This window comes from Xanthobacter sp. DMC12 (assembly GCF_056314105.1).
On record NZ_JBQUYZ010000001.1, the window covers coordinates 637,323 to 656,604 of the forward strand.

At 69.2% G+C, this 19,282-nt stretch carries 17 protein-coding genes; 11 read left to right on the plus strand and 6 right to left on the minus strand.

What is annotated here, in order from left to right:
- Nucleotides 1-58: 58 nt before the first annotated feature.
- Nucleotides 59-382 (minus strand): XdhC family protein, encoded by a 324-nt coding sequence (locus ACT535_RS02840; RefSeq protein ID WP_209489135.1) that lies wholly within the window; start codon nt 380-382, stop codon nt 59-61.
- A 62-nt stretch (nt 383-444) separates the two neighbouring features.
- Between ACT535_RS02840 and ACT535_RS02845 the strand changes: the two genes are divergently transcribed.
- Nucleotides 445-1,539 carry a lysine-2,3-aminomutase-like protein gene (locus tag ACT535_RS02845; protein WP_476363278.1) on the plus strand — a complete coding sequence of 365 codons (1,095 nt, stop codon included), beginning with the start codon at nt 445-447 and terminating at the stop codon, nt 1,537-1,539.
- Nucleotides 1,532-2,398 carry a PPC domain-containing DNA-binding protein gene (locus tag ACT535_RS02850; RefSeq protein WP_476363279.1) on the plus strand — a complete coding sequence of 289 codons (867 nt, stop codon included), beginning with the start codon at nt 1,532-1,534 and terminating at the stop codon, nt 2,396-2,398. Before ACT535_RS02845 ends, ACT535_RS02850 begins: the two co-directional genes overlap by 8 nt.
- Here ACT535_RS02850 and ACT535_RS02855 read toward each other — a convergent pair.
- The 5 genes from ACT535_RS02855 to tpiA all read right to left on the minus strand — a co-directional run bounded on the left by ACT535_RS02855 (nt 2,361) and on the right by tpiA (nt 9,548).
- The gene (locus ACT535_RS02855; protein WP_476363280.1) at nt 2,361-3,566 is read right to left on the minus strand and encodes a vWA domain-containing protein; all 1,206 of its coding nucleotides are present in this window, start codon (nt 3,564-3,566) and stop codon (nt 2,361-2,363) included. The two genes, ACT535_RS02850 and ACT535_RS02855, sit on opposite strands and share 38 nt — an antisense overlap.
- Nucleotides 3,563-4,495, minus strand: coding sequence for an AAA family ATPase (locus ACT535_RS02860; RefSeq protein ID WP_476363281.1), 933 nt, complete (start codon nt 4,493-4,495; stop codon nt 3,563-3,565). The genes ACT535_RS02855 and ACT535_RS02860 overlap by 4 nt, the downstream gene beginning before the upstream one ends.
- Nucleotides 4,496-4,675: 180 nt before the next feature.
- The gene (mfd, locus tag ACT535_RS02865; protein WP_476363282.1) at nt 4,676-8,182 is read right to left on the minus strand and encodes a transcription-repair coupling factor; all 3,507 of its coding nucleotides are present in this window, start codon (nt 8,180-8,182) and stop codon (nt 4,676-4,678) included.
- 47 nt (nt 8,183-8,229) lie between these two features.
- Nucleotides 8,230-8,526 carry a succinate dehydrogenase assembly factor 2 gene (locus tag ACT535_RS02870; protein WP_168457917.1) on the minus strand — a complete coding sequence of 99 codons (297 nt, stop codon included), beginning with the start codon at nt 8,524-8,526 and terminating at the stop codon, nt 8,230-8,232.
- Between the two features lie 272 nt (nt 8,527-8,798).
- A complete protein-coding gene (gene tpiA / locus ACT535_RS02875; RefSeq protein ID WP_476363283.1) occupies nt 8,799-9,548 on the minus strand; it encodes a triose-phosphate isomerase in 750 nt (249 codons plus the stop codon).
- Nucleotides 9,549-9,723: 175 nt separating this feature from the next.
- Here tpiA and ACT535_RS02880 point away from each other — a divergent pair, with 175 nt between their 5' ends.
- From ACT535_RS02880 to lexA, 9 genes are all read left to right on the plus strand, one after another.
- Nucleotides 9,724-11,616: a peptidylprolyl isomerase gene (locus tag ACT535_RS02880; RefSeq protein WP_476363284.1), complete on the plus strand. Its 1,893-nt coding sequence runs from the start codon at nt 9,724-9,726 to the stop codon at nt 11,614-11,616.
- A gap of 11 nt (nt 11,617-11,627) precedes the next feature.
- Complete coding sequence (gene trpE / locus ACT535_RS02885) at nt 11,628-13,139, plus strand: anthranilate synthase component I (protein ID WP_168457920.1); 1,512 nt, start codon at nt 11,628-11,630, stop codon at nt 13,137-13,139.
- 186 nt (nt 13,140-13,325) lie between these two features.
- Nucleotides 13,326-13,943 (plus strand): anthranilate synthase component II, encoded by a 618-nt coding sequence (locus ACT535_RS02890; RefSeq protein WP_476330728.1) that lies wholly within the window; start codon nt 13,326-13,328, stop codon nt 13,941-13,943.
- A gap of 21 nt (nt 13,944-13,964) precedes the next feature.
- Entirely contained in the window at nt 13,965-14,999 is a 1,035-nt protein-coding gene (trpD, locus tag ACT535_RS02895; RefSeq protein ID WP_476363285.1) for an anthranilate phosphoribosyltransferase, read from the plus strand.
- Nucleotides 14,996-15,787, plus strand: coding sequence for an indole-3-glycerol phosphate synthase TrpC (trpC, locus tag ACT535_RS02900; RefSeq protein ID WP_476363286.1), 792 nt, complete (start codon nt 14,996-14,998; stop codon nt 15,785-15,787). Before trpD ends, trpC begins: the two co-directional genes overlap by 4 nt.
- Before the next feature lie 317 nt (nt 15,788-16,104).
- Nucleotides 16,105-16,527, plus strand: a complete 423-nt coding sequence (locus ACT535_RS02905) for a DUF2147 domain-containing protein (protein ID WP_476363287.1) — start codon at nt 16,105-16,107, stop codon at nt 16,525-16,527.
- 120 nt (nt 16,528-16,647) lie between these two features.
- On the plus strand, nt 16,648-17,136 hold the full coding sequence (gene moaC, locus ACT535_RS02910; RefSeq protein ID WP_168457925.1) for a cyclic pyranopterin monophosphate synthase MoaC: 489 nt from the start codon (nt 16,648-16,650) through the stop codon (nt 17,134-17,136).
- Nucleotides 17,137-17,189: 53 nt separating this feature from the next.
- The gene (locus ACT535_RS02915; protein ID WP_476363288.1) at nt 17,190-18,404 is read left to right on the plus strand and encodes a molybdopterin molybdotransferase MoeA; all 1,215 of its coding nucleotides are present in this window, start codon (nt 17,190-17,192) and stop codon (nt 18,402-18,404) included.
- A gap of 156 nt (nt 18,405-18,560) precedes the next feature.
- Nucleotides 18,561-19,271 (plus strand): transcriptional repressor LexA, encoded by a 711-nt coding sequence (gene lexA, locus ACT535_RS02920; RefSeq protein ID WP_168457927.1) that lies wholly within the window; start codon nt 18,561-18,563, stop codon nt 19,269-19,271.
- Nucleotides 19,272-19,282 lie beyond the last annotated feature (11 nt).

Below are 19,282 nucleotides of genomic sequence, written 5' to 3' on the forward strand. Positions count from 1 at the left end.
CTGATCATCTTCCCCACTGAATATAACGCCGCGCGCCCCGCGTCACGGCACGCTTCGCTCAGTCCACCGGCTCCACATAGACGGCGATCTTGCCGCCGCAGGAGAGGCCCACCTTCCAGGCGGTCTCGTCGGCGACGCCGAATTCCAGCGTGCGCGGGGTGCCGGCTGCGATCACTTCAGCCGCCTCGCTCACCACCGCCCCCTCCACGCAGCCGCCGGAGACCGAGCCGAGGAAATTGCCCTCCGCATCGATGACGAGGCGGCTGCCCACCGGGCGGGGCGCAGAGCCCCAGGTTTCCAGCACGGTGGCGATGGCCACGCCCCGGCCCTCGCGGCGCCAGCGCTCGGCGGCGGCGAGGACATCGCTGTCGGTCACGTCCATGGGCGGCTCCCGTCTCGATTTGGCATCCCGGCAGGCTTCCCATATAGCTGTCCGCCGAGCCGATGCCGAACCCTCTCACCAAACTTGTGTCCTTGGCCGCCCGCGATCAAGGGACGCTGCGCACCGCCGGTGATCTCATCGGCGCGGGCCTTGCCGCGCCCGAGCAGCGGAAAGCGCTGGAAGAGGTGGCTGCCCGCTATGCCGTGGCGGTGACGCCCACGCTGGCCGCCGCCATAGACACGGCGGATGAAACCGACCCCATCGCCCGCCAGTTCGTGCCCGATGCCGCCGAGCTGGAGGTGCGCCCGCAGGAACTGGCCGACCCCATCGGCGATGACGCTCACAGCCCCGTTCCCGGCGTGGTGCACCGCTATCCCGACCGGGCGCTGCTGAAGATCGTCGGCGTCTGTGCCGTCTACTGCCGCTTCTGCTTCCGGCGGGAGATGGTTGGGCCGGGCGCGGCCTCCCTCCTCTCGGACGATGCGCTGGAGCGGGCGTTCACCTATTTCGCCGATCACCCGGAAATCTGGGAGGTCATCCTCACCGGCGGCGATCCCTTCATGCTGTCCGCCCGGCGCATGGGCGAGGTGGTGGGGCGGCTCGCCGCCATCTCCCATGTGAAGATCGTGCGCCACCACACCCGCGTGCCCATCGCGGCACCGGAGCGGGTGACGGCCGCCTTCGTCGCCGCGCTCAAGGCGCCGGGGATTACGCCCTATGTGGCGGTGCATGTGAACCATGCGCGCGAACTCACCCCCGCCGCCCGCGCCGCGCTGGCCCGCCTCGCGGATGCCGGCATCCCGCTGCTGTCGCAAACCGTGCTGCTGCGCGGCGTGAACGACAGTGCGGAGACGCTTGCCGAGCTGTTCCGCGCCCTCGTGGAATGCCGGGTGAAGCCCTATTACCTTCACCATCCCGACCTCGCCCCCGGCACCGGCCATTTCCGCCTGCCCATCGCCGAGGGTCAGGACATCGTGCGTACGTTGCGCGGGCGCCTCTCGGGCATCGCACAGCCCACCTATGTGCTCGATATTCCCGGCGGGGCCGGGAAAGTGCCGCTCACGCCGGGCCATCTGGCCGCAACCGAGGGCGGCTATCAGGTGAGTGACAATTGCGGCGGCCTGCACGCCTATGCGGATGAGGGACAAGATGGCTGAGCTGCGCCGCATCACCCAGCCCGGGCCGGTCGCGGCCGAGCGCATCGAGAGCGCGGTGGGCGCGCTGAAGGTGCTGGACTTCACGCTTGAGCCCGGCCTCACCATCAACGCCGCCATTTGCGGCCCGCTGCTGGAAGCGGGCATGGGGGCGGCGCAGGTGGAGATTTCCGGCGGCGCGTTCGGCCCCTTCACTTACGTGATGCCCGCTGCCTCGCCGGACGACACCCACGCCGCCTGGTACAGCCGGGCCTTCTCGCCCGAGGGCGTCACAAAGCTGGAGCGCGGCAACGTCACCTTCGGCCGGAAGGAGGGCGCGCCCTTCATCCACTGCCACGCCTTCTGGATCGAGCCGGACGGCACCCGCCATGGCGGCCATGTGATGCCGCACGAGGCCGTCGTGGCCGAGCCCATCCGCGCCCGCGCCTACGGCGCCGCCGAGGTGGAGACATCAGCCGATTACGACCCCGAGACCAATTTCCCCCTTTTCACCCCCCATGCGGTGAACGCCCCCGCCGATGGCCCACGCATCGCCTTCGCACGGGTGCGGCCCAACACCGAGCTGTTCGGGGCCGTGGAAGACATCTGCCGCCGCCACGGCTTCAAGGGCGGGCGGCTGCGCGGTGGAGTGGGCAGCATCATCGGCGCGCGCTTCCATGATGCGCCGGAGGTGAAGGACTATGCGACGGAGGTGTTCGTGACTGACGGCACGGTGGCACCGGATGCCACGGGCGCACTCGTCTCCGACATCTCCCTGTCCCTCGTCGGCCTCTCCGGCGTGCTGGCCGAGGGGCGGCTGGTGCGCGGGGAGAATCCCGTGCTCATCACCTTCGAGCTGGCGGTGGAAGAGACCGCCGGCTGAGCGGACCGGACAGGGCTGCCACAAGGCTTTCCAGGCTTTTGAGATCGTGCACGGGGCGCATCTCGTCCACCTCCGGCAGCATGGCGGCGACGCCCTGCGCCTTGGGCTCGAACCCCTCGTAGCGCAGCAGCGGATTGAGCCAGACGAGCCGGCGGCAGGAGCGCTTGAGGCGCGCCATCTCGCCGGGCAGCGTGTCGTCCACCTCCCGCTCCAGCCCGTCGGTGAAGAGCAGGACGACCGGATTCTGCGCCGTGACCCGCCGTGACCATTCCACGTTGAAGGCGCGCAGCGAGGCCGCGATGCGCGTTCCCCCCGCCCAGTCCCGCGCCGACGCGGACACCGCTGCGAGCGCCGCATCGGGATCGCGCCTTGCGAGCTGCCGCGTGACATTGGTGAGCCGCGTGCCGAACAGGAAGACGGATACCTTCCGCTGCGCCCCGAGCGCGTGCAGGAAGGAGAGGATGGGCCGGGAATAGTCCGCCATGGAGCCGGAGATATCCACCAGCGCCACCACCGGCGGCGGCTTCTCCTTGGCGCCGCGCCGCTTCAGCAGCACGAGGTCGCCGCCCGTCGCCACGGCGGCGCGCAGCGAGGCGCGCAGATCGAGCCGACGGCCCTTCGGATCAGGAACTAGGCGGCGGGTGCGGGCCCGGTCGTCCGGCATCCGCAGGTGCGCGATGCGGCGGCGCGCCTCCGCCAGCTCGGCGGCGGACATCTGCGCGAAATCCTTGGTGCGCAGCACGTCCTCGACGGAGGCGGAGAGGCGCGCCTCCACCTCCACGCGGGGCTTGTCCACCTGCCGCTCGGTGCCGACCCCGGCGAACAGGGCTTCCTCCACCCGGCGGAGCACGCTTTCACGCTTCTGCTCGCGCTGGGGTACGGCGACCGGCGAGAGCATGGCAATGAGCCGCTCCTGATGCGCCCGGCGGCGCCAGAACAGGCGGAAGGCCTGGTCGAACACCACGCTGTCCTCATGGCGCGACACGAAGAGCGCATGGAGGGTCCAGTAGAAGTCCTCGCGTGCGCCGACGCCGGCCATCTCCGCCGCCGCCACCGCATCGAGGATGCGCCCCGGCCCGACCTTCAGGCCGGCGGCGCGCAAGGCGCGGCCGAACCAGGCGATGTTCTCGGCGAGCCGCCCGTCCGTGGCGACGGTCGCGCCGTTCACTCCGCTGCGCGCGAGGCCTGCCGCGCCTCCTCGATGAGGCGCTCGATGCGGGGGGCGTCGGTGCGGGCGATGTCGTCCTGATACTTCAGCAACACACCCAGCGTATCACCCACGAGGCCCGGATCGAGCGACACCGCGTTCAGCTCCACCAGCGCAGAGGCCCAATCCAGCGTCTCGGCGACGCCGGGCACCTTGAACAGGTCTTCCTTCCGCAGCGCCTGCACGAAAGCGACCACCTCGGCCGAAAGCCGCGCGGGCGCATCCGGCAGGCGGGTGCGGAGGATCTCCATCTCGCGGGCGGCGTCGGGATAATCCACCCAGTGATAGAGGCAGCGCCGCTTGAGCGCGTCGTGGATCTCGCGCGTGCGGTTGGAGGTGAGGAGCACGATGGGCGGGGCGGCGGCCTTGATGGTGCCCAGCTCCGGGATGGTCACCTGATGGTCGGAGAGCACTTCCAGCAGGAAGGCCTCGAAGGCTTCATCCGTGCGGTCCAGCTCGTCCACCAGCAGGACGGGCGGACCTTCCGCGTGTGGCTCCAGCGCCTCGAGAAGGGGGCGGCGCAGCAGATAGCGGTCGGAGAAGATGTCGGCGGCGATGGCGCCCTTGTCGCTCTCGCCGGCCGCTTCCGCGAGCCGGATGGCGATCATCTGGGCAGCGTGGTTCCACTCGTACACGGCGGCAGCGAGGTCCAGCCCCTCATAGCATTGCAGGCGTATAAGGCGACGCCCGAGGGCGGCGGCAAGCGTCTTCGCCACCTCGGTCTTGCCGACGCCGGCCTCGCCTTCCAGCAGCAGCGGGCGGCCCATGCGCAGGGCGAGAAAGACGACGGTGGAGAGCGCCCGGTCGGCCACATAGCCCTGGCCGACCAGCAGCCGGCCGGTGTCGTCGATGGAGCCGGGCAAGGCGCCCCGTGTCGCGTCTGCGGTCATGGGGCGAGTAGAGCATGGGGCGGGAAACCGGCCAAGCGGGGGGCTGCTTGGTCTCCCTCTCCCCTTGCGGGAGAGGGCCGGGGTGAGGGGTATTTCTCTCCTCGTCCCCAGGTCGGGATTCCGGAACCAGCCCCCTCACCCCCAGCCCCTCTCCCGCAAGGGGAGAGGGGTGTCACCGCCCTAAAGCCCCTTCTTCTTCGCCAGATCCGCCAGCTTCTTCAGCACGGTCAGCGTGCCCTTCAGCCGGTGCTCGGCGCTCGGCCAGTCGCGCAGGAAGACGACCTTGAAGTCCGGCCGCACCTTGGCCTGCGAGCCCTCGTTGGCGATCAGCTTCACGAGGCCCGAGGGGTCGGAGAACTCGTTGTTGCGGAAGGTGAGCACCACGCCCTTGGGGCCGGCATCCACCTTCTCCACATTGGCCTTGCGCGCGAGCGCCTTGATCTGGGTGAGCTTGAGGAGCTGGCCCACCTCTTCCGGCGTCGGGCCAAAGCGATCCACCAATTCGGCGCCGAAGGCGTCGATCTCGGCGTCGTCCTGGATGTCGGCGAGGCGGCGGTAGAGGGCTAGGCGGACGTGGAGGTCGGCCACATAGTCCTCGGGGATCAGCACCGGCATGCCGATGGTGATGTTGGGCGACCACTTGTCGTCCACATAGTCGGTGATGCCGGCCTTGATGTGGGCGATCGCCTCCTGAAGCATCTCCTGATACAGCTCGTAACCCACTTCCTTGATGTGGCCGGACTGCTCGTCGCCCAGGAGATTGCCGGCGCCGCGGATGTCGAGGTCGTGGCTCGCCAGCTGGAAGCCGGCGCCCAACGTCTCCAGCGATTGCAGCACCTTGAGCCGGCGCTCCGCCTGCACGGTCACGGGCTTGGTCGCCGGCACGGTGAAGATGGCATAGGCCCTCGCCTTGGCCCGGCCCACGCGGCCGCGCAGCTGGTAGAGCTGGGCGAGGCCGAACATATCCGCCCGGTGGACGATGAGGGTGTTGGCGTTGGGCACGTCGAGGCCCGATTCCACGATGGTGGTGGAGAGCAGCACGTCGTACTGCCCATCGTAGAAAGCGGTCATGATGTCTTCGAGGGCGCCGGCGGCAAGCTGGCCGTGGGCCACCGCCACCTTCACCTCGGGCACCGAGGCGGCCAAGAACTCCCGCACCTCGGCCAGATCCTCGATGCGCGGCACCACATAGAAGCTCTGGCCGCCGCGATAGCGCTCGCGCAGCAGCGCCTCACGCACCACCAGCGGATCGAACGGCGTGATGAAGGTGCGCACCGCGAGGCGGTCCACCGGCGGCGTCGCGATGATGGAGAGCTCGCGCACCCCGGTCATGGCCAGCTGCAGGGTGCGCGGGATGGGGGTGGCCGTGAGGGTCAGCACATGCACCTCGGCGCGCAACTGCTTCAGCCGCTCCTTATGGGCGACGCCGAAATGCTGCTCCTCGTCCACGATGACGAGGCCGAGATCCTTGAAATTGATGCCCTTGCCGAGCAGCGCATGGGTGCCGACGACGATGTCCAAAGTGCCGTCGGAAATGCCCTTCTTCACCGCCGTGAGGTCCTTGCCCGTCACCATGCGGGAGGCCTGGCCCACCTGCACGGGCAGGCCCTTGAAGCGCTCGGAGAAGGTCTTGAAATGCTGTCGGGCGAGCAGCGTCGTGGGCACCACCACCGCCACCTGCTTGCCGGAGAGCGCCACCGCGAAGGCCGCGCGCAGGGCGACTTCCGTCTTGCCGAAGCCCACGTCGCCGCACACGAGGCGGTCCATAGGGTGGCCGGAGGCGAGGTCGTCCAGCACGGAATCGATGGCGGCTTCCTGGTCGTCCGTCTCCTCATAGGGGAAGCGGGCGCGGAACTCGTCATAGAGGCCCATGGCAGGCACCAGCTTCGGCGCCTCGCCGAGCTGGCGCTGGGCGGCGATCTTGATGAGTTCGGACGCCATCTCGCGGATGCGCTTCTTCATCCGCGCCTTGCGCTGCTGCCAGGCGCCGCCGCCCAGCTTGTCCAGCTGGGCTTCCGTCTCCTCCGAGCCGTAACGGCTCAGGAGTTCGAGATTCTCCACCGGCAGGAACAGCTTGTCGCCGCCGGCATAATGCAGCTCCAGGCAGTCATGGGGCGCGCCCATGGCTTCGACGGTCTTGAGGCCGACGAAGCGGCCGATACCGTGGTCCACATGCACCACGAGGTCACCGGCGGTGAGCGCGGTCAGCTCCGTGAGCACGTCCTGCGGACGGCGCGCCTTGCGCTTGGGGCGCACGAGGCGGTCGCCGAGGATGTCCTGCTCGCCGATGACGGCGAAGTCCGGCGTCTCGAAGCCCGCCTCCAGCCCGAACACGGCGAGCGCCGCCTGATTCTTCGGGAGAGCTGCGAGGCTGTCGAAGCGGGAGATGGCGGCGCAGCCCTTCAGCCCGTGGTCGGCCAGCACGGTGCCCAGCCGCTCGCGGGAGCCTTCGGACCAGCCGGCGAGGATCACCTTCTTGGACTTCTGCAGGTCCCGCACATGGGCGATGGCCGCGTCGAAGACGTTGGCGTCCGGGTCCGCCCGCTCGGTGGCAAAGGAGCGGCCCTGCACGCCGCCGAGGTCGATCACCCGCCCTGCCCCGCCGTCCGGCATGGCGAAGGGCGAGAGGCGGGCGAGGCGCATGCCGGCGAGGCGCTTGGACCATTCCGGACCTTCGAGATAGAGCCGGTCCGGCGGCAGCGGATTGTAGATGGGTCCGCCGCTGAGGTCCTGCGCCTGCCGGCGGGCGTCGTAATAGTCGGCGATCTGGGCAATGCGCTCGCCGCCGGCTTCCTCCGCCAGCGGATCGAGCAGCAGGGTGCCGCCTTCGAGATAGTCGAACAGCGTGTCCATGCGCTCATGGAACAGCGGCAGCCAGTGCTCCATGCCGGCGTGGCGACGGCCCTCGCTCACGGCCTCATAGAGCGTATCGCCCTTCTGGGCGGCGCCGAACTGGGCGATGTAGGCCATGCGGAAGCGGCGCATGGTGTCGGTGGTGAGCTGGAACTCGGCCATGGGCACCAGTTCCAACGCGCGAAGCTGGGAGGTGGTGCGCTGGGTCTCGGGATCGAAGGCGCGGATGCTCTCCAGCGTGTCGCCGAAGAAATCCAGGCGGATCGGCGCGTCGAGGCCGGGCGGGAACAGGTCGATCAGGCCGCCGCGCACGGCATATTCGCCGGTGTCGCGCACGGTGGGGGTGCGCAGGAAGCCGTTCTGCTCGGCCCATTCGGTCACGCCATCGAGGGCGATGGCATTGCCCGGCGCCGCGACGAGGGACTGCGCCGCCACCAGTCCCTTGGCCGGCACGCGCTGCACCGTGGCGTTGACGGTGGTCAGCAGCACGCTCGCCGCTCCGCCCTTGATGCGCGCGAGCTTGGCCAGCGCCGCCATGCGCCGCGCCACGATCGCGGCGTTCGGCGAGGCGCGGTCGTAGGGCAGGCAGTCCCACGAGGGGAAGGAGATCACCTCCAGCTCGGGGGCGAAGAAGGCGAGCCCCCGTTCCAGCGCCGCCATGCGCTGCCCGTCGCGGCAAACCACCGTCAGGCTCGGCCACGGCGCGTTCTTCTGCGCGGCGAGGGAGCGCGCGAGGTCCGCGACCACCATGCCCTCCATGCCGTCGGCGACGCGCGAGAGGGTCAGCGGCCGGCCTTCGGCCAGCACGTCGGCGATGGGCTGGGGACGCTTCAAGACACGAACTCCGGAAGGACGCGGGCGGGGAGATCAGCCCGGCAAGATCAGCTCGGCAGGCCGCGGCCCGAGAAATGGAAGGCGCAGATCTTGCGGAACAGCTCGGTATCGAACTCCGGCGGGATCGCTTCGGTGCCGCTGACCCAGGAGAAGACCTTCTGGTCCTCGGGCTCCAGCAGCTCCTCGAAATCGGCGAGTTCCGCGTCCGAGAGCGCGGCGATCTCGGCATCGGCGAAACCGCCGAGGATGAGGTCCATCTCCCGCATCCCGCGATGGCGCGCCCGGAACAGGATGCGGCGGCGCCGCTCGTCGAGCCCGTCGCTGGACCTGATGATGCCGGACATGAGGGACCTCCAAAGCAGGGCGACGGCCGGTCCCAGAGGCCCGTCCGCTCGGCGCATATAGGGGCTTGGCCCCCGTTTTGGCCAGTGGGGGCGGGGATGGCGGCTGGTCGCGGTGGGTTTTGGGCAGTGCACCCCCTCTCCCCTTGCGGGAGAGGGCTGGGGTGAGGGGTGTTGTTTCCCTTTGACCAAAAGCGGGGATGGCGCCAGCCCCCTCACCCGTCTCGCGCCGGCGCCGCGATCCACCCTCTCCCGCGAGGGGAGAGGGGAAAAACTCAGCCCGCCGCCCGCGCGATGGCGAGGAAATCCGCAGCCTTCAGGCTCGCTCCACCCACCAGCGCGCCGTCCACGTCGGAAACAGCAAGCAGGGCGGCGGCGTTGTCCGGCTTCACGGAGCCGCCGTAGAGGATGCGGATGCCGTTCGCCTCGGCGCCGAAGCGCTCGCCGAGAATGTGACGGATGGCGCCGTGAACCTCGGCCACGTCGTCGGTGGTGGGGGTGCGGCCGGTGCCGATGGCCCAGATGGGCTCGTAGGCGATGACGAGGTTGGCTGCCGTCGCGCCCTCGGGTACCGACTGGCGCACCTGCCGGGTCACCACGGCGGAGGCCTCGCCCGCATCGCGCTCGACCAGCGTCTCGCCCACGCAGACGACGGGCAGCAGACCCGCGCGCCACGCCGCCTTCACCTTGGCCTTGACGATGGCATCGCCCTCCTGATGGTCGATGCGGCGCTCGGAATGGCCGAGAATCACCGCCACCGCCCCGGCGTCGCGCAGCATCTCGGCGGAGATGTCGCCGGTGTGGGCGCCGCTCTCGGCCGGATGGCAGTCCTGACCGCCGATCATCAGCTGCGTGCCCGCGACGTCGGCGGCGAACGCGCCGATGAGGGTAAAGGGCGGGCAGATCATGGTTTCCGCCGAAAGGCCGGCAAGGCCCGCCGCCACGGCCCGCAACTCGGATTTGGCCGCCCGCAGGCCATTCATCTTCCAGTTGCCTGCGATCAGGGGGCGGCGTTCGGCCGTCATGGCGGTTCCTCCGGGTTTTGCAGCAGCGGCAAGGCTCACGTAGGGGCCTCACCTATCAGAGCCGCGCGCCCGCTGGAAAGGGGTGCGACCATGCGCCGTTGCGAGGCCCCCTCCCCCTCCCTATGATGCGCCGCTTCCGCGCCGGGGCCTCCGGCGCTCTTTGAACGAATGAGCGATGGTCCTTCAGACACTCCGCAAGGGCGCCTCCGGCTGGATCGCCAAGATTTTCCTCGTCGTGCTCACCCTCAGCTTCGTGGTCTGGGGCATCGCCGACGTGTTCCGCGGCATGGGCGCGTCATCTGTCGCGAGCGTCGGCGGCACCGAGATTTCGGCGCAGGTCTTCCGCCAGCAGTATCTCGACCAGCTCCAGCGGATCAGCCGGCAGGCCGGCCGCGCCATCACGCCCGAGCAGGCGCACGCCTTCGGGCTGGACCGGCAGGTGCTGAACCAGATGATCGCCGACGCGACCCTCGATGCCGAGGCCGCCCGCCTCTCGCTCGCCGTGTCCGACGCGCAGATCGCCCGCGAGATCGCGGACAATCCCAATTTCCGCGCCCCCGGCGCCAAGGCGTTCGACCCCGGCTATTTCCAGCAGATCCTGCGCTCCAACGGCCTTACGGAGCAGCGCTTCGTCGCGAGCGAGAAGCAGCGTCAGGTGCGTGACCAGCTCCTGCAGGCGCTCGGCGCCGGCGTTTCGGTTCCGCAGGTGCTGCTGGAGGCGGTCAACCGCTTCGAGGGCGAGACCCGCACCGCCTCCTACGTCCGCGTGACGCCCACCGCCGCCGGCACCCTGCCCGCGCCGACCGAGGACGCGCTGCGCGCCTATTTCGACGCGCACAAGCTGGCGTTCCGCGCCCCTGAGTACCGCAAGATCAGCGTGCTCGCCCTGACGCCGGCCACCCTCTCGGCCGGTATCACCGTGTCCGACGAGGACGCCAAGGCCGAGTACGACCGCACCATCGCCCGCTTCGGCAAGCCGGAGACGCGCGAGGTGCAGCAGATCGTCTTCACCAGCGCCGCCGATGCCGCGGCCGCGGAGGAGAAGATCAAGGCCGGCGCGACCTTCGCCGACATCGCCACGGCGCGCGGGCTGACGCCCAAGGACACCGACCTGGGCCTCGTCGCCAAGTCGGCCATCCTCGATCCCAAGATCGCCGAGGCGGCCTTCTCGCTGGCGGATGGCGCGGTGAGCGGCCCCGTGGACGGGCGCTTCGGCACGGCGCTGGTGCATGTCACCAAGATCGTGCCCGGCGCGTACCAGCCGTTCGATCTGGTCAAGCCGCAGATCATCGCCGAGCTGCAGCTCGACAAGGCCAAGCGCATCATCCTCGACATGCACGACAAGGTGGAGGACGAGCGCGCTTCCGGCGCCACCCTCCAGGAAACCGCGCAGAAGCTGGGCCTCAAGGTCCTGAGCTTCGACGTGGACCGTTCCGGCCACGACGCAGCCGGTGCCGCCGTGGACGTGCCCGGCGGGGCCGACGTGATCACCGGCGCCTTCTCCGCCCAGCCGGGCGTGGAGACCGACACGGTGCAACTGCCTCAGGGCGGCGGCTTCGTGTGGTACGAGACCGCCGCCATCACCCCCGCCCGCGACCGCACCTTCGAGGAAGCGAAGGACGCCGTGACCGCACGCTACACCGAGGCGGAGACGGAGAAGGCGGTGGAAGCCAAGGCCAAGGAACTGCTTGACCGGGCCAAGGCCGGCACGCCCCTCGCCCAGGTCTCGGCCGAGGCCGACATCCCGCTCCAGATCGCCGAGGGCCTGCACCGCGGCCGCGCCGAAGGCCCGTTCAGCGCCGAAAGCGTCACCTCCGTGTTCGACGTGAAGGACGGCAGCTTCGGCATCGCGCTGGCCACGCCCGAGCCGGACCGCATCGTGTTCCAGGTGACGAAGGTGGAGGTGCCCCAGCAGATGCCGGACACCAGCCGCGTCAGCCAGGAGCTGTCGCGCCAGCTGGAGAACGACGTGCTGGTGCAATACCTCGCGGCCATCCAGAAGGAGCTGGGCGTGAAGATCAACGAGCGCCTGTTCGCCCAGGCGGTCGGCACCAACCCGGCGAACTGAGGCCGGCGCCCGTGAACGCTCCCACCGACTTCGACCTCTTCGCCTCGCGCTATCTCAGGGGCGAGGCGCAGGTGGTTTCCACCACCCTGGTCGCCGATCTGGAAACGCCGGTTTCGGCCTTTCTCAAGCTCGCCGGCGACCAGCCCAACGCCTTCCTGCTCGAATCCGTCGAGGGCGGGCAGGCGCGCGGGCGCTATTCCATGATCGGGATGAAGCCCGATCTCATCTTCCGCGCGTCGGGTGATCTCGCCGAGATCAACCGCACGCCGGACCGTGACAAGGGCGCCTTCGTACCCTGCGCCGAGCCGCCCCTGACCGCGCTGCGCGCCCTGCTCGCCGAATCCGCCATCGAGCTGCCGGAGGGCGCCCCGCCCATGGCGGCCGGCGTGTTCGGCTATCTCGGCTATGACATGGTGCGGCAGATGGAGAAGCTTGGCCCGGCCAAGCCAGATCCGATCGGCGTGCCCGAGGCGCTGCTCATCCGCCCCACCGTGATGGTGGTGTTCGACGCGGTGAAGGACGAGCTGACCGCCGTCACCCCCGTCCGCGCGAAGGAGGGAGTTTCCCCTCGCGCCGCGTGGGAGGCCGCGATCAACCGGCTTGACCAAGTGGTGGCGGACCTCGACCGCGCCATCGCCCACCCCGCGCCGGAGCCGTTCCACGGCGAGGTTTCGCAGGTCTCCAACACCGGCGCGGACGAGTTCTGCGCCATGGTGGACAAGGCGAAGGACTATATCCGCGCCGGCGACATCTTCCAGGTGGTGCTCTCCCAGCGCTTCGAGAGCCCATTCACCCTGCCGCCCTTCGCCCTCTACCGGGCATTGCGGCGCGTGAACCCGGCGCCGTTCCTCGTCTATCTCAACTTCGACGGCTTCTCGGTGGTGTGCTCCTCGCCGGAGATTCTGGTGCGGGTGCGCGACGGCAAGGTCACCATCCGCCCCATCGCCGGCACCCGCAAACGCGGCGCCACCCATGCCGAGGACGAGGCGCTTGCGGCCGAACTGCTCGCCGATCCCAAGGAGCGCGCCGAGCATCTGATGCTGCTCGACCTCGGCCGCAACGATGCCGGCCGCGTCTCGCGCGTCGGCACGGTGAAGGTGACGGACAGTTTCTTCATCGAGCGCTACAGCCAGGTGATGCACATCGTCTCCAACGTGGAAGGCGCCATCGACCGGCGCTTCGATGCGGTGGACGCGCTCGCGGCGGGCTTTCCGGCCGGCACGGTCTCCGGCGCGCCCAAGGTGCGGGCCATGGAGATCATCGACGAATTGGAGAAGGACAAGCGCGGCATCTATGCCGGCGCCATCGGCTACTTCGGTGCCAATGGCGAGATGGACACCTGCATCGTGCTGCGCACGGCGGTGGTGAAGGACGGGCGCATGTTCGTCCAGGCTGGCGCCGGCATCGTCTACGACTCGGTGCCCGAGAGCGAGCACCAGGAGTGCGTAAACAAGGCCAAGGCCCTGTTCCGCGCCGGCGAGGAAGCCGTCCGCTTCGCCGCCCGCGCCGGCAAGGGTCAGTGAGGGGATGGAGAGGACACGTCGCGAGCGATGGTGAAGCGGGAGCAGCCTCGCGCCCCGGAGCGGCGCTTCAGATGCGCTGGAGCTTGTCCGGGGAACCGCCTTGCGGCCCATCACCATTGACCGCCCGTCATTCCTCGCCTTAACACCCGCCATTCCCGCTGAAGCGGCGCGGGGCCGGAGTTCCAGATGTCCGCCACGAAGTCTCCGAAGGTCACGCTGATCGATAATTACGACAGCTTCACCTACAACCTCGTCCATTATCTCGGCGAGCTTGGCGCCACCGTCACCGTCCACCGCAACGACACGGTGAGCGTGGAGGACGTGCTGGCCGAGAAGCCGGACGCCATCGTGCTCTCTCCCGGCCCCTGCACCCCCAACGAGGCGGGCATCTGCCTCGATCTCATCGCCAAGGCGGGAGACAAGGTGCCGATCTTCGGCGTCTGCCTCGGCCACCAGTCCATCGGGCAGGTGTTCGGCGGCGACGTGGTGCGCGCGCCCTCCCCCATGCACGGCAAGATGAGCGAGATCCTGCACGAGGGCAAAAGCGTCTTCCGCGGCCTCAACCATTCCTTCCAGGCGACGCGCTACCACTCGCTGATCGTCGAGCGGGACACCCTGCCGGACGACCTGGAAGTGACCGCCCACACCGAAGACGGCCTCATCATGGGCCTCGCCCACAAGAGCCTGCCCATCCACGGCGTGCAGTTCCATCCCGAGAGCATCGCCTCGGAGAACGGCCACGCGCTGATCCGCAATTTCCTCGAGATCGCCGCCGCCTTCAACGCGCAGAAGGCCAAGGGCTGAGACGGGGGCTGAGGACACACCATGGACCAGTTCAAACCCCTGCTCGGCAAGGTGGCCACGGGCGCGAGCCTTTCCCGCGACGAGGCCGCCTTCGTGTTCGATCGCATGATGTCCGGCGAGGCGACCCCCTCCCAGATGGGCGCGCTGCTCATGGGCCTGCGCGTGCGCGGCGAGACGGTGGAGGAGATCGCCGGCGCGGTCTCCGTCATGCGCGCCAAGATGCTCACCGTGGAAGCCCCCGACGAAGCGGTGGACGTGGTGGGCACCGGGGGCGATGCCTCCGGCTCCTACAACATCTCCACCTGCGCGAGCTTCATCGTGGCCGGCGCTGGCGTGCCGGTGGCGAAGCACGGCAACCGGGCGCTCTCCTCGAAATCCGGCGCGGCGGATGTGCTCTCCGCGTTGGGCGTGCGGCTCGATCTCGATCCGGCCGGAATCTCCCGCTGCATCGGCGAGGCCGGCATCGGCTTCATGTTCGCCCCCTCCCACCATCCGGCCATGAAGCATGTGGGCCCGACACGGGTGGAGATGGGCACGCGCACCATCTTCAATTTGCTCGGTCCGCTCTCCAATCCGGCCGGCGTGAAGCGGCAGATGGTGGGCGTGTTCGCGAAATCCTGGATCGTGCCTCTGGCCGAGGTGCTCAAGGCGCTGGGCTCGGAGAAGGCCTTCGTGGTCCACGGCTCGGACGGGCTCGACGAGATCACCATCTCCGGCGGCACCGACATTGCCGTGCTGGAAGACGGCCGCATCCACACCTTCACCCTCAATCCCGAGGATGTGGGCCTCGCCCGTGCGCCCGCCGAGGCGCTGAAGGGCGGGGACGCCGCCCACAATGCCGAGGCCCTGCGCGCCGTGCTGGACGGCGCCCCCGGCGCCTATCGCGACGTGGCGGTGCTGAACGCCGCCGCCGCCCTCGTCGTGGCCGGTCGCGCCAAGGATTTGACCGCCGGCGTCGGCATGGCGCAGACAAGCCTAGACACCGGCTCCGCCCGCGCCCGGCTGGAACGGCTCGTCACCCTCTCCGCCTCTCTCGCCCCGGAGGCCGCGCAATGAGCGACATCCTCACCAAGATCGAGGCCTACAAGCGCGAGGAAATCGCCGCCGCGAAGAAGGCCCGGCCTCTCGCCGAGATCGAGGCCGCTGCCCGCTGCGCCCCCCGCGTGCGCCCCTTCGCGGGCGCGATCGAGCAGAGCCTGTCCGAAGGCCGCACTGCGCTCATCGCCGAGATCAAGAAGGCGAGCCCCTCCAAGGGCCTGATCCGCGCAGACTTCGACCCACCGTCCCTCGCGCGCGCCTACCAGCGCGGCGGTGCCACCTGCCTGTCGGTGCTCACGGACACGCCCTCCTTCCAGGGTGCGCCGGACTATCTGAAGGCCGCCCGCACGGCGGTGAGCCTGCCCGTGCTGCGCAAGGATTTCATGTACGACACCTATCAGGTGGCGGAGGCCCGCGCCTGGGGGGCGGACTGCATCCTCATCATCATGGCCGGGGTGGACGACGCCCTCGCCCTCGACCTCGCCGACGCGGCCGCCGCTTATGGCATGGACGCCATCGTGGAAGTGCATGACGACGCCGAGCTGGACCGCGCGCTGGCGTTGCCCTGCCGGCTCATCGGCATCAACAACCGCAATTTGCGCACCTTCGAGACCACGCTGGCAACCTCCGAGCGCCTCGCGCCCCGCGTGCCGAAGGACCGCATCGTCATCGGCGAGAGCGGCATCTTCACGCCGGCCGACGTGGCCCGGCTGGCGCAGGTGGGCATCGGCACCATTCTGGTGGGCGAGAGCCTGATGCGGCAGGAGGATGTCGCATCCGCAACCTCTCTGCTCATAGCGGGTTAGTGTTGCCGTATACGTAAATTTCCGCCTTAATGCGCGAGGGTCTGCAGAGACCGCCCGCACTTTGGGAGGAACACGTGAAGTCGCGTTCGTCGGCCGGTGCCCGCGTCGCGTCTTTGGCGTGGGCGCGCGGGCGGCTTTCGCCGAGCTGGGTCGTCCTGACCAGTGTCCATAAGCCACAGCCTACCGGCCCCGCTTGGCGCGACGCCCCAGACCGTGCCCCCTGCAAAGGAATGTGCCCGGCGGCCTTGCCCACTTAGTAAGTTTGTACTTAATTATATCATCGGCCCGCCAACGAGGCCGAAATGGAAGGGGAAACAATGAGGACGGGTCTCATCGCCATCGTTGCCGGCCTCGTCGGCCTTGCGGCATCGCCCACGCTTGCCGCGGATGTCACCGGCCAGTGGCTGACCGCCACCAAGAACGGCCAGGTGGAAATCACCCAATGCGGCAAGTCTCTGTGCGGACGCCTCGTGTCGTCGGACGGCCTCAAGGCCGATCCGAACCTCAAGGACATCAAGAACCAGGATACGAAACTGCGTGACCGGCCGCTGAAGGGCCTTGTGTTTCTGACCGGCTTCACCGGCGGACCGAAGGAGTGGACCGGCGGCAAAATCTACAATGCCGAAGACGGCAAAACCTATTCCGGCTCCATCACGCTGACGGGCGACGATACCCTGAAGCTGAGCGGGTGCGTGATGTCGGTGCTCTGCCAGTCGCAGACTTGGACCCGCCTGCGCTGATCCAACCAACGCCGGCAACACAGCCTTTCCGCCGCCCTGCCCTTGCGGCGGTGGACAGGCGCCGCCGCGGACGCCATCTTCCCCGACCTCAGATCGATTCCGGGGAAGACCGCGACTTCCATGGCCAGCCTGACCCATCTCGACGAACAGGGCGCCGCCCGCATGGTGGACGTGTCCGACAAGGATGCGACCACCCGCGAGGCGCTGGCCGAGGGCCGCGTGGCGATGGCGCGCGAGACGCTGGACCTCATCCTCTCCGGCAACGCCAAGAAGGGCGACGTGCTGGGCGTGGCGCGCATCGCCGGCATCATGGCCGCCAAGCGCACCCATGAGCTGATCCCCCTCTGCCATCCCCTGATGCTGACCAAGGTGGAGGTGGAGGTTGTCCCCGATCCCGCCCTGCCCGGCCTTCATGTCACCGCCCGCGCCAAGGTGACGGGCCAGACCGGCGTGGAGATGGAGGCGCTGACCGCCGTCTCCGTCGCCTGCCTCACCATCTACGACATGGCCAAGGCCGCCGACCGTGGCATGCGGATTGAAGGTATCCGCCTGCTGGAGAAATCCGGCGGCCGCAGCGGCCATTTCCGCGCAGATGACGGAGCGGCTTGATCCGTTTCCGCCATCATGACCCGACAGCACGTGCAGAGTGAGGGAGCCGCGCCATGGCGCTCATGACCGTCGAGGAGGCCACCGCGCTCATCACTGAGGGCGTCGTCGCGCTCGGCGTCGAGGATGTGCCGGTGCAGGCGGCGGCCGGGCGGGTGCTGGCGCGCGATCTCGCGGCCCGCCGCACGCAGCCCCCCGCCGACATGTCGGCCATGGACGGCTACGCCGTGCGCGGCGCCGACATCGCCGAGACGCCCGCCCGCCTGACCGTGATCGGCGAGTCCGCCGCAGGGCGCCCCTTTGCGGGTGTTGTGGCCGCCGGGCAGTCCGTACGCATCTTCACCGGTGCCGTGGTGCCGGAGGGCGCCGACACGGTGGTGATCCAGGAGAACGTCACCCGCGAGGGCGACACCATAACCACCACCGCCCCGACCGCCGCGCTCCGCAACGTGCGCAAGCGCGGCTGCGATTTTTCCGAAAGCGCACCCGGCCTGTTCGCCGGCCGGCGCCTGACAGGCCGCGACATCATGCTGGCCGCCGCCATGGACCATGCGACAGTGCCGGTCGCGCGCCGCCCGCGCGTCGCCTTGCTGCAGACCGGCGACGAACTGGTGCTGCCCGGCCAGGGCACCGGCAACGACAGCGAGATCGTCGTCTCCAACGCCTTCGGCCTCGCCGAACTCGCCCGCCGCGCCGGTGCCGATGTGACCGACCTCGGCCTCATCAAGGACGACCTCGCGGCCATCCGCGCCGTGGTGGCGCGGGCGCTCTCCGGCGAATTCGATCTCGTGGTCTCCTCCGGCGGCGCCTCCGTGGGCGATCATGACCTGATGGCCCCGGCGCTGAAGGCCGAGGGGGTGGACCTCTCGGTGCACAAGATCGCGCTGCGCCCCGGAAAGCCGCTGATGTTCGGCCATCGCGGCGCCGTGCGGGTGCTGGGGCTGCCGGGCAACCCGGTGTCCTCCCACGTCTGCGGGATGGTCTACCTCGTCCCCCTCATCCGCGCTCTGCAGGGTGATTCCCGCCCCGGCCCCGAGACCGTGCCGGCGCGCCTCGCGGCCGACCTGCCACCCAATGATGTGCGGCGGGACTTCATGCGCGCGACTCTCGACCGCCGGGCGGATGGCTCGATCCACGCCATTCCCTGCGCCTCGCAGGACAGCGCCATGCTGAGCATTCTCTCCGCCGCCGACTGCCTTCTGGTGCGCCCGCCCTTCGCGCCTGCGGGGCGTGTCGGAGACCCCTGCGAGATTATTCCCTTCGACGATTGAGCGTTAACGGGGCCTTCACCACTTGCGGAACACAAAAGGAACAGATAAAGACTGTTCATGATTTGTTTCGCGGCGCACCGGGCTGGATGCGCTTGGAATCGGGACCGGCCGAGAGCGCCGCTTCCGGGCGGTGCGTGCAAGGAACGGGGCCAGGGAATGCTCACTCGGAAGCAATATGACCTTCTGCGCTTCATCCATGAGCGGCTCAAGGAAACCGGGGTCCCACCCTCCTTCGACGAGATGAAGGAAGCGCTGGACCTGCGCTCCAAGTCCGGCATCCACCGCCTCATCACCGCTCTGGAAGAGCGCGGCTTCATCCGCCGCCTGCCCAACCGCGCCCGTGCGCTGGAAGTGGTGCGCCTGCCCGACAGCGTGGCGCCGGGCCTTGCCTCCGCCCGGTCCGCAGGGCGCGGCTTCTCCCCTTCGGTCATCGAGGGCAGCCTCGGCAAGGTCCGTCCGGTGCCGGAGGACGACGAGGCGGGCCAGGTGGTCTCGGTGCCGGTCATGGGCCGCATCGCGGCCGGCACGCCCATCTCCGCCATCCAGAGCCGCAGCCACACGCTGAACATCCCGCCCGAGATGCTGGGCTCGGGCGAGCACTTCGCCCTTGAAGTCCGCGGTGACAGCATGATCGAGGCCGGCATCCTCGACGGCGACACGGTGCTGATCCGCAAATGCGACAGCGCCGATACCGGCGACATCATCGTCGCGCTGGTGGACGACGAGGAAGCCACCCTCAAGCGCCTGCGCAAGAAGGGCGCCTCCATCGCGCTCGAGGCCGCCAATCCAGCCTACGAGACCCGCATCTTCGGGCCCGACCGCGTGCGCATCCAGGGCCGGCTCATAGGCCTGATGCGCCGCTACTGATCCTTATTTCT

What these genes read in the sequence shown, in the direction of transcription:
- ACT535_RS02840 (WP_209489135.1), bottom strand. Translation starts at nt 382, where the DNA reads ATGGACGTGACCGACAGCGATGTCCTCGCCGCCGCCGAGCGCTGGCGC.
- ACT535_RS02845 (WP_476363278.1), top strand. Translation starts at nt 445, where the DNA reads ATGCCGAACCCTCTCACCAAACTTGTGTCCTTGGCCGCCCGCGATCAA.
- ACT535_RS02850 (WP_476363279.1), top strand. Translation starts at nt 1,532, where the DNA reads ATGGCTGAGCTGCGCCGCATCACCCAGCCCGGGCCGGTCGCGGCCGAG.
- ACT535_RS02860 (WP_476363281.1), bottom strand. Translation starts at nt 4,495, where the DNA reads ATGACCGCAGACGCGACACGGGGCGCCTTGCCCGGCTCCATCGACGAC.
- ACT535_RS02870 (WP_168457917.1), bottom strand. Translation starts at nt 8,526, where the DNA reads ATGTCCGGCATCATCAGGTCCAGCGACGGGCTCGACGAGCGGCGCCGC.
- tpiA (WP_476363283.1), bottom strand. Translation starts at nt 9,548, where the DNA reads ATGACGGCCGAACGCCGCCCCCTGATCGCAGGCAACTGGAAGATGAAT.
- ACT535_RS02880 (WP_476363284.1), top strand. Translation starts at nt 9,724, where the DNA reads ATGGTCCTTCAGACACTCCGCAAGGGCGCCTCCGGCTGGATCGCCAAG.
- ACT535_RS02890 (WP_476330728.1), top strand. Translation starts at nt 13,326, where the DNA reads ATGTCCGCCACGAAGTCTCCGAAGGTCACGCTGATCGATAATTACGAC.
- trpD (WP_476363285.1), top strand. Translation starts at nt 13,965, where the DNA reads ATGGACCAGTTCAAACCCCTGCTCGGCAAGGTGGCCACGGGCGCGAGC.
- trpC (WP_476363286.1), top strand. Translation starts at nt 14,996, where the DNA reads ATGAGCGACATCCTCACCAAGATCGAGGCCTACAAGCGCGAGGAAATC.
- ACT535_RS02905 (WP_476363287.1), top strand. Translation starts at nt 16,105, where the DNA reads ATGAGGACGGGTCTCATCGCCATCGTTGCCGGCCTCGTCGGCCTTGCG.
- moaC (WP_168457925.1), top strand. Translation starts at nt 16,648, where the DNA reads ATGGCCAGCCTGACCCATCTCGACGAACAGGGCGCCGCCCGCATGGTG.
- ACT535_RS02915 (WP_476363288.1), top strand. Translation starts at nt 17,190, where the DNA reads ATGGCGCTCATGACCGTCGAGGAGGCCACCGCGCTCATCACTGAGGGC.
- lexA (WP_168457927.1), top strand. Translation starts at nt 18,561, where the DNA reads ATGCTCACTCGGAAGCAATATGACCTTCTGCGCTTCATCCATGAGCGG.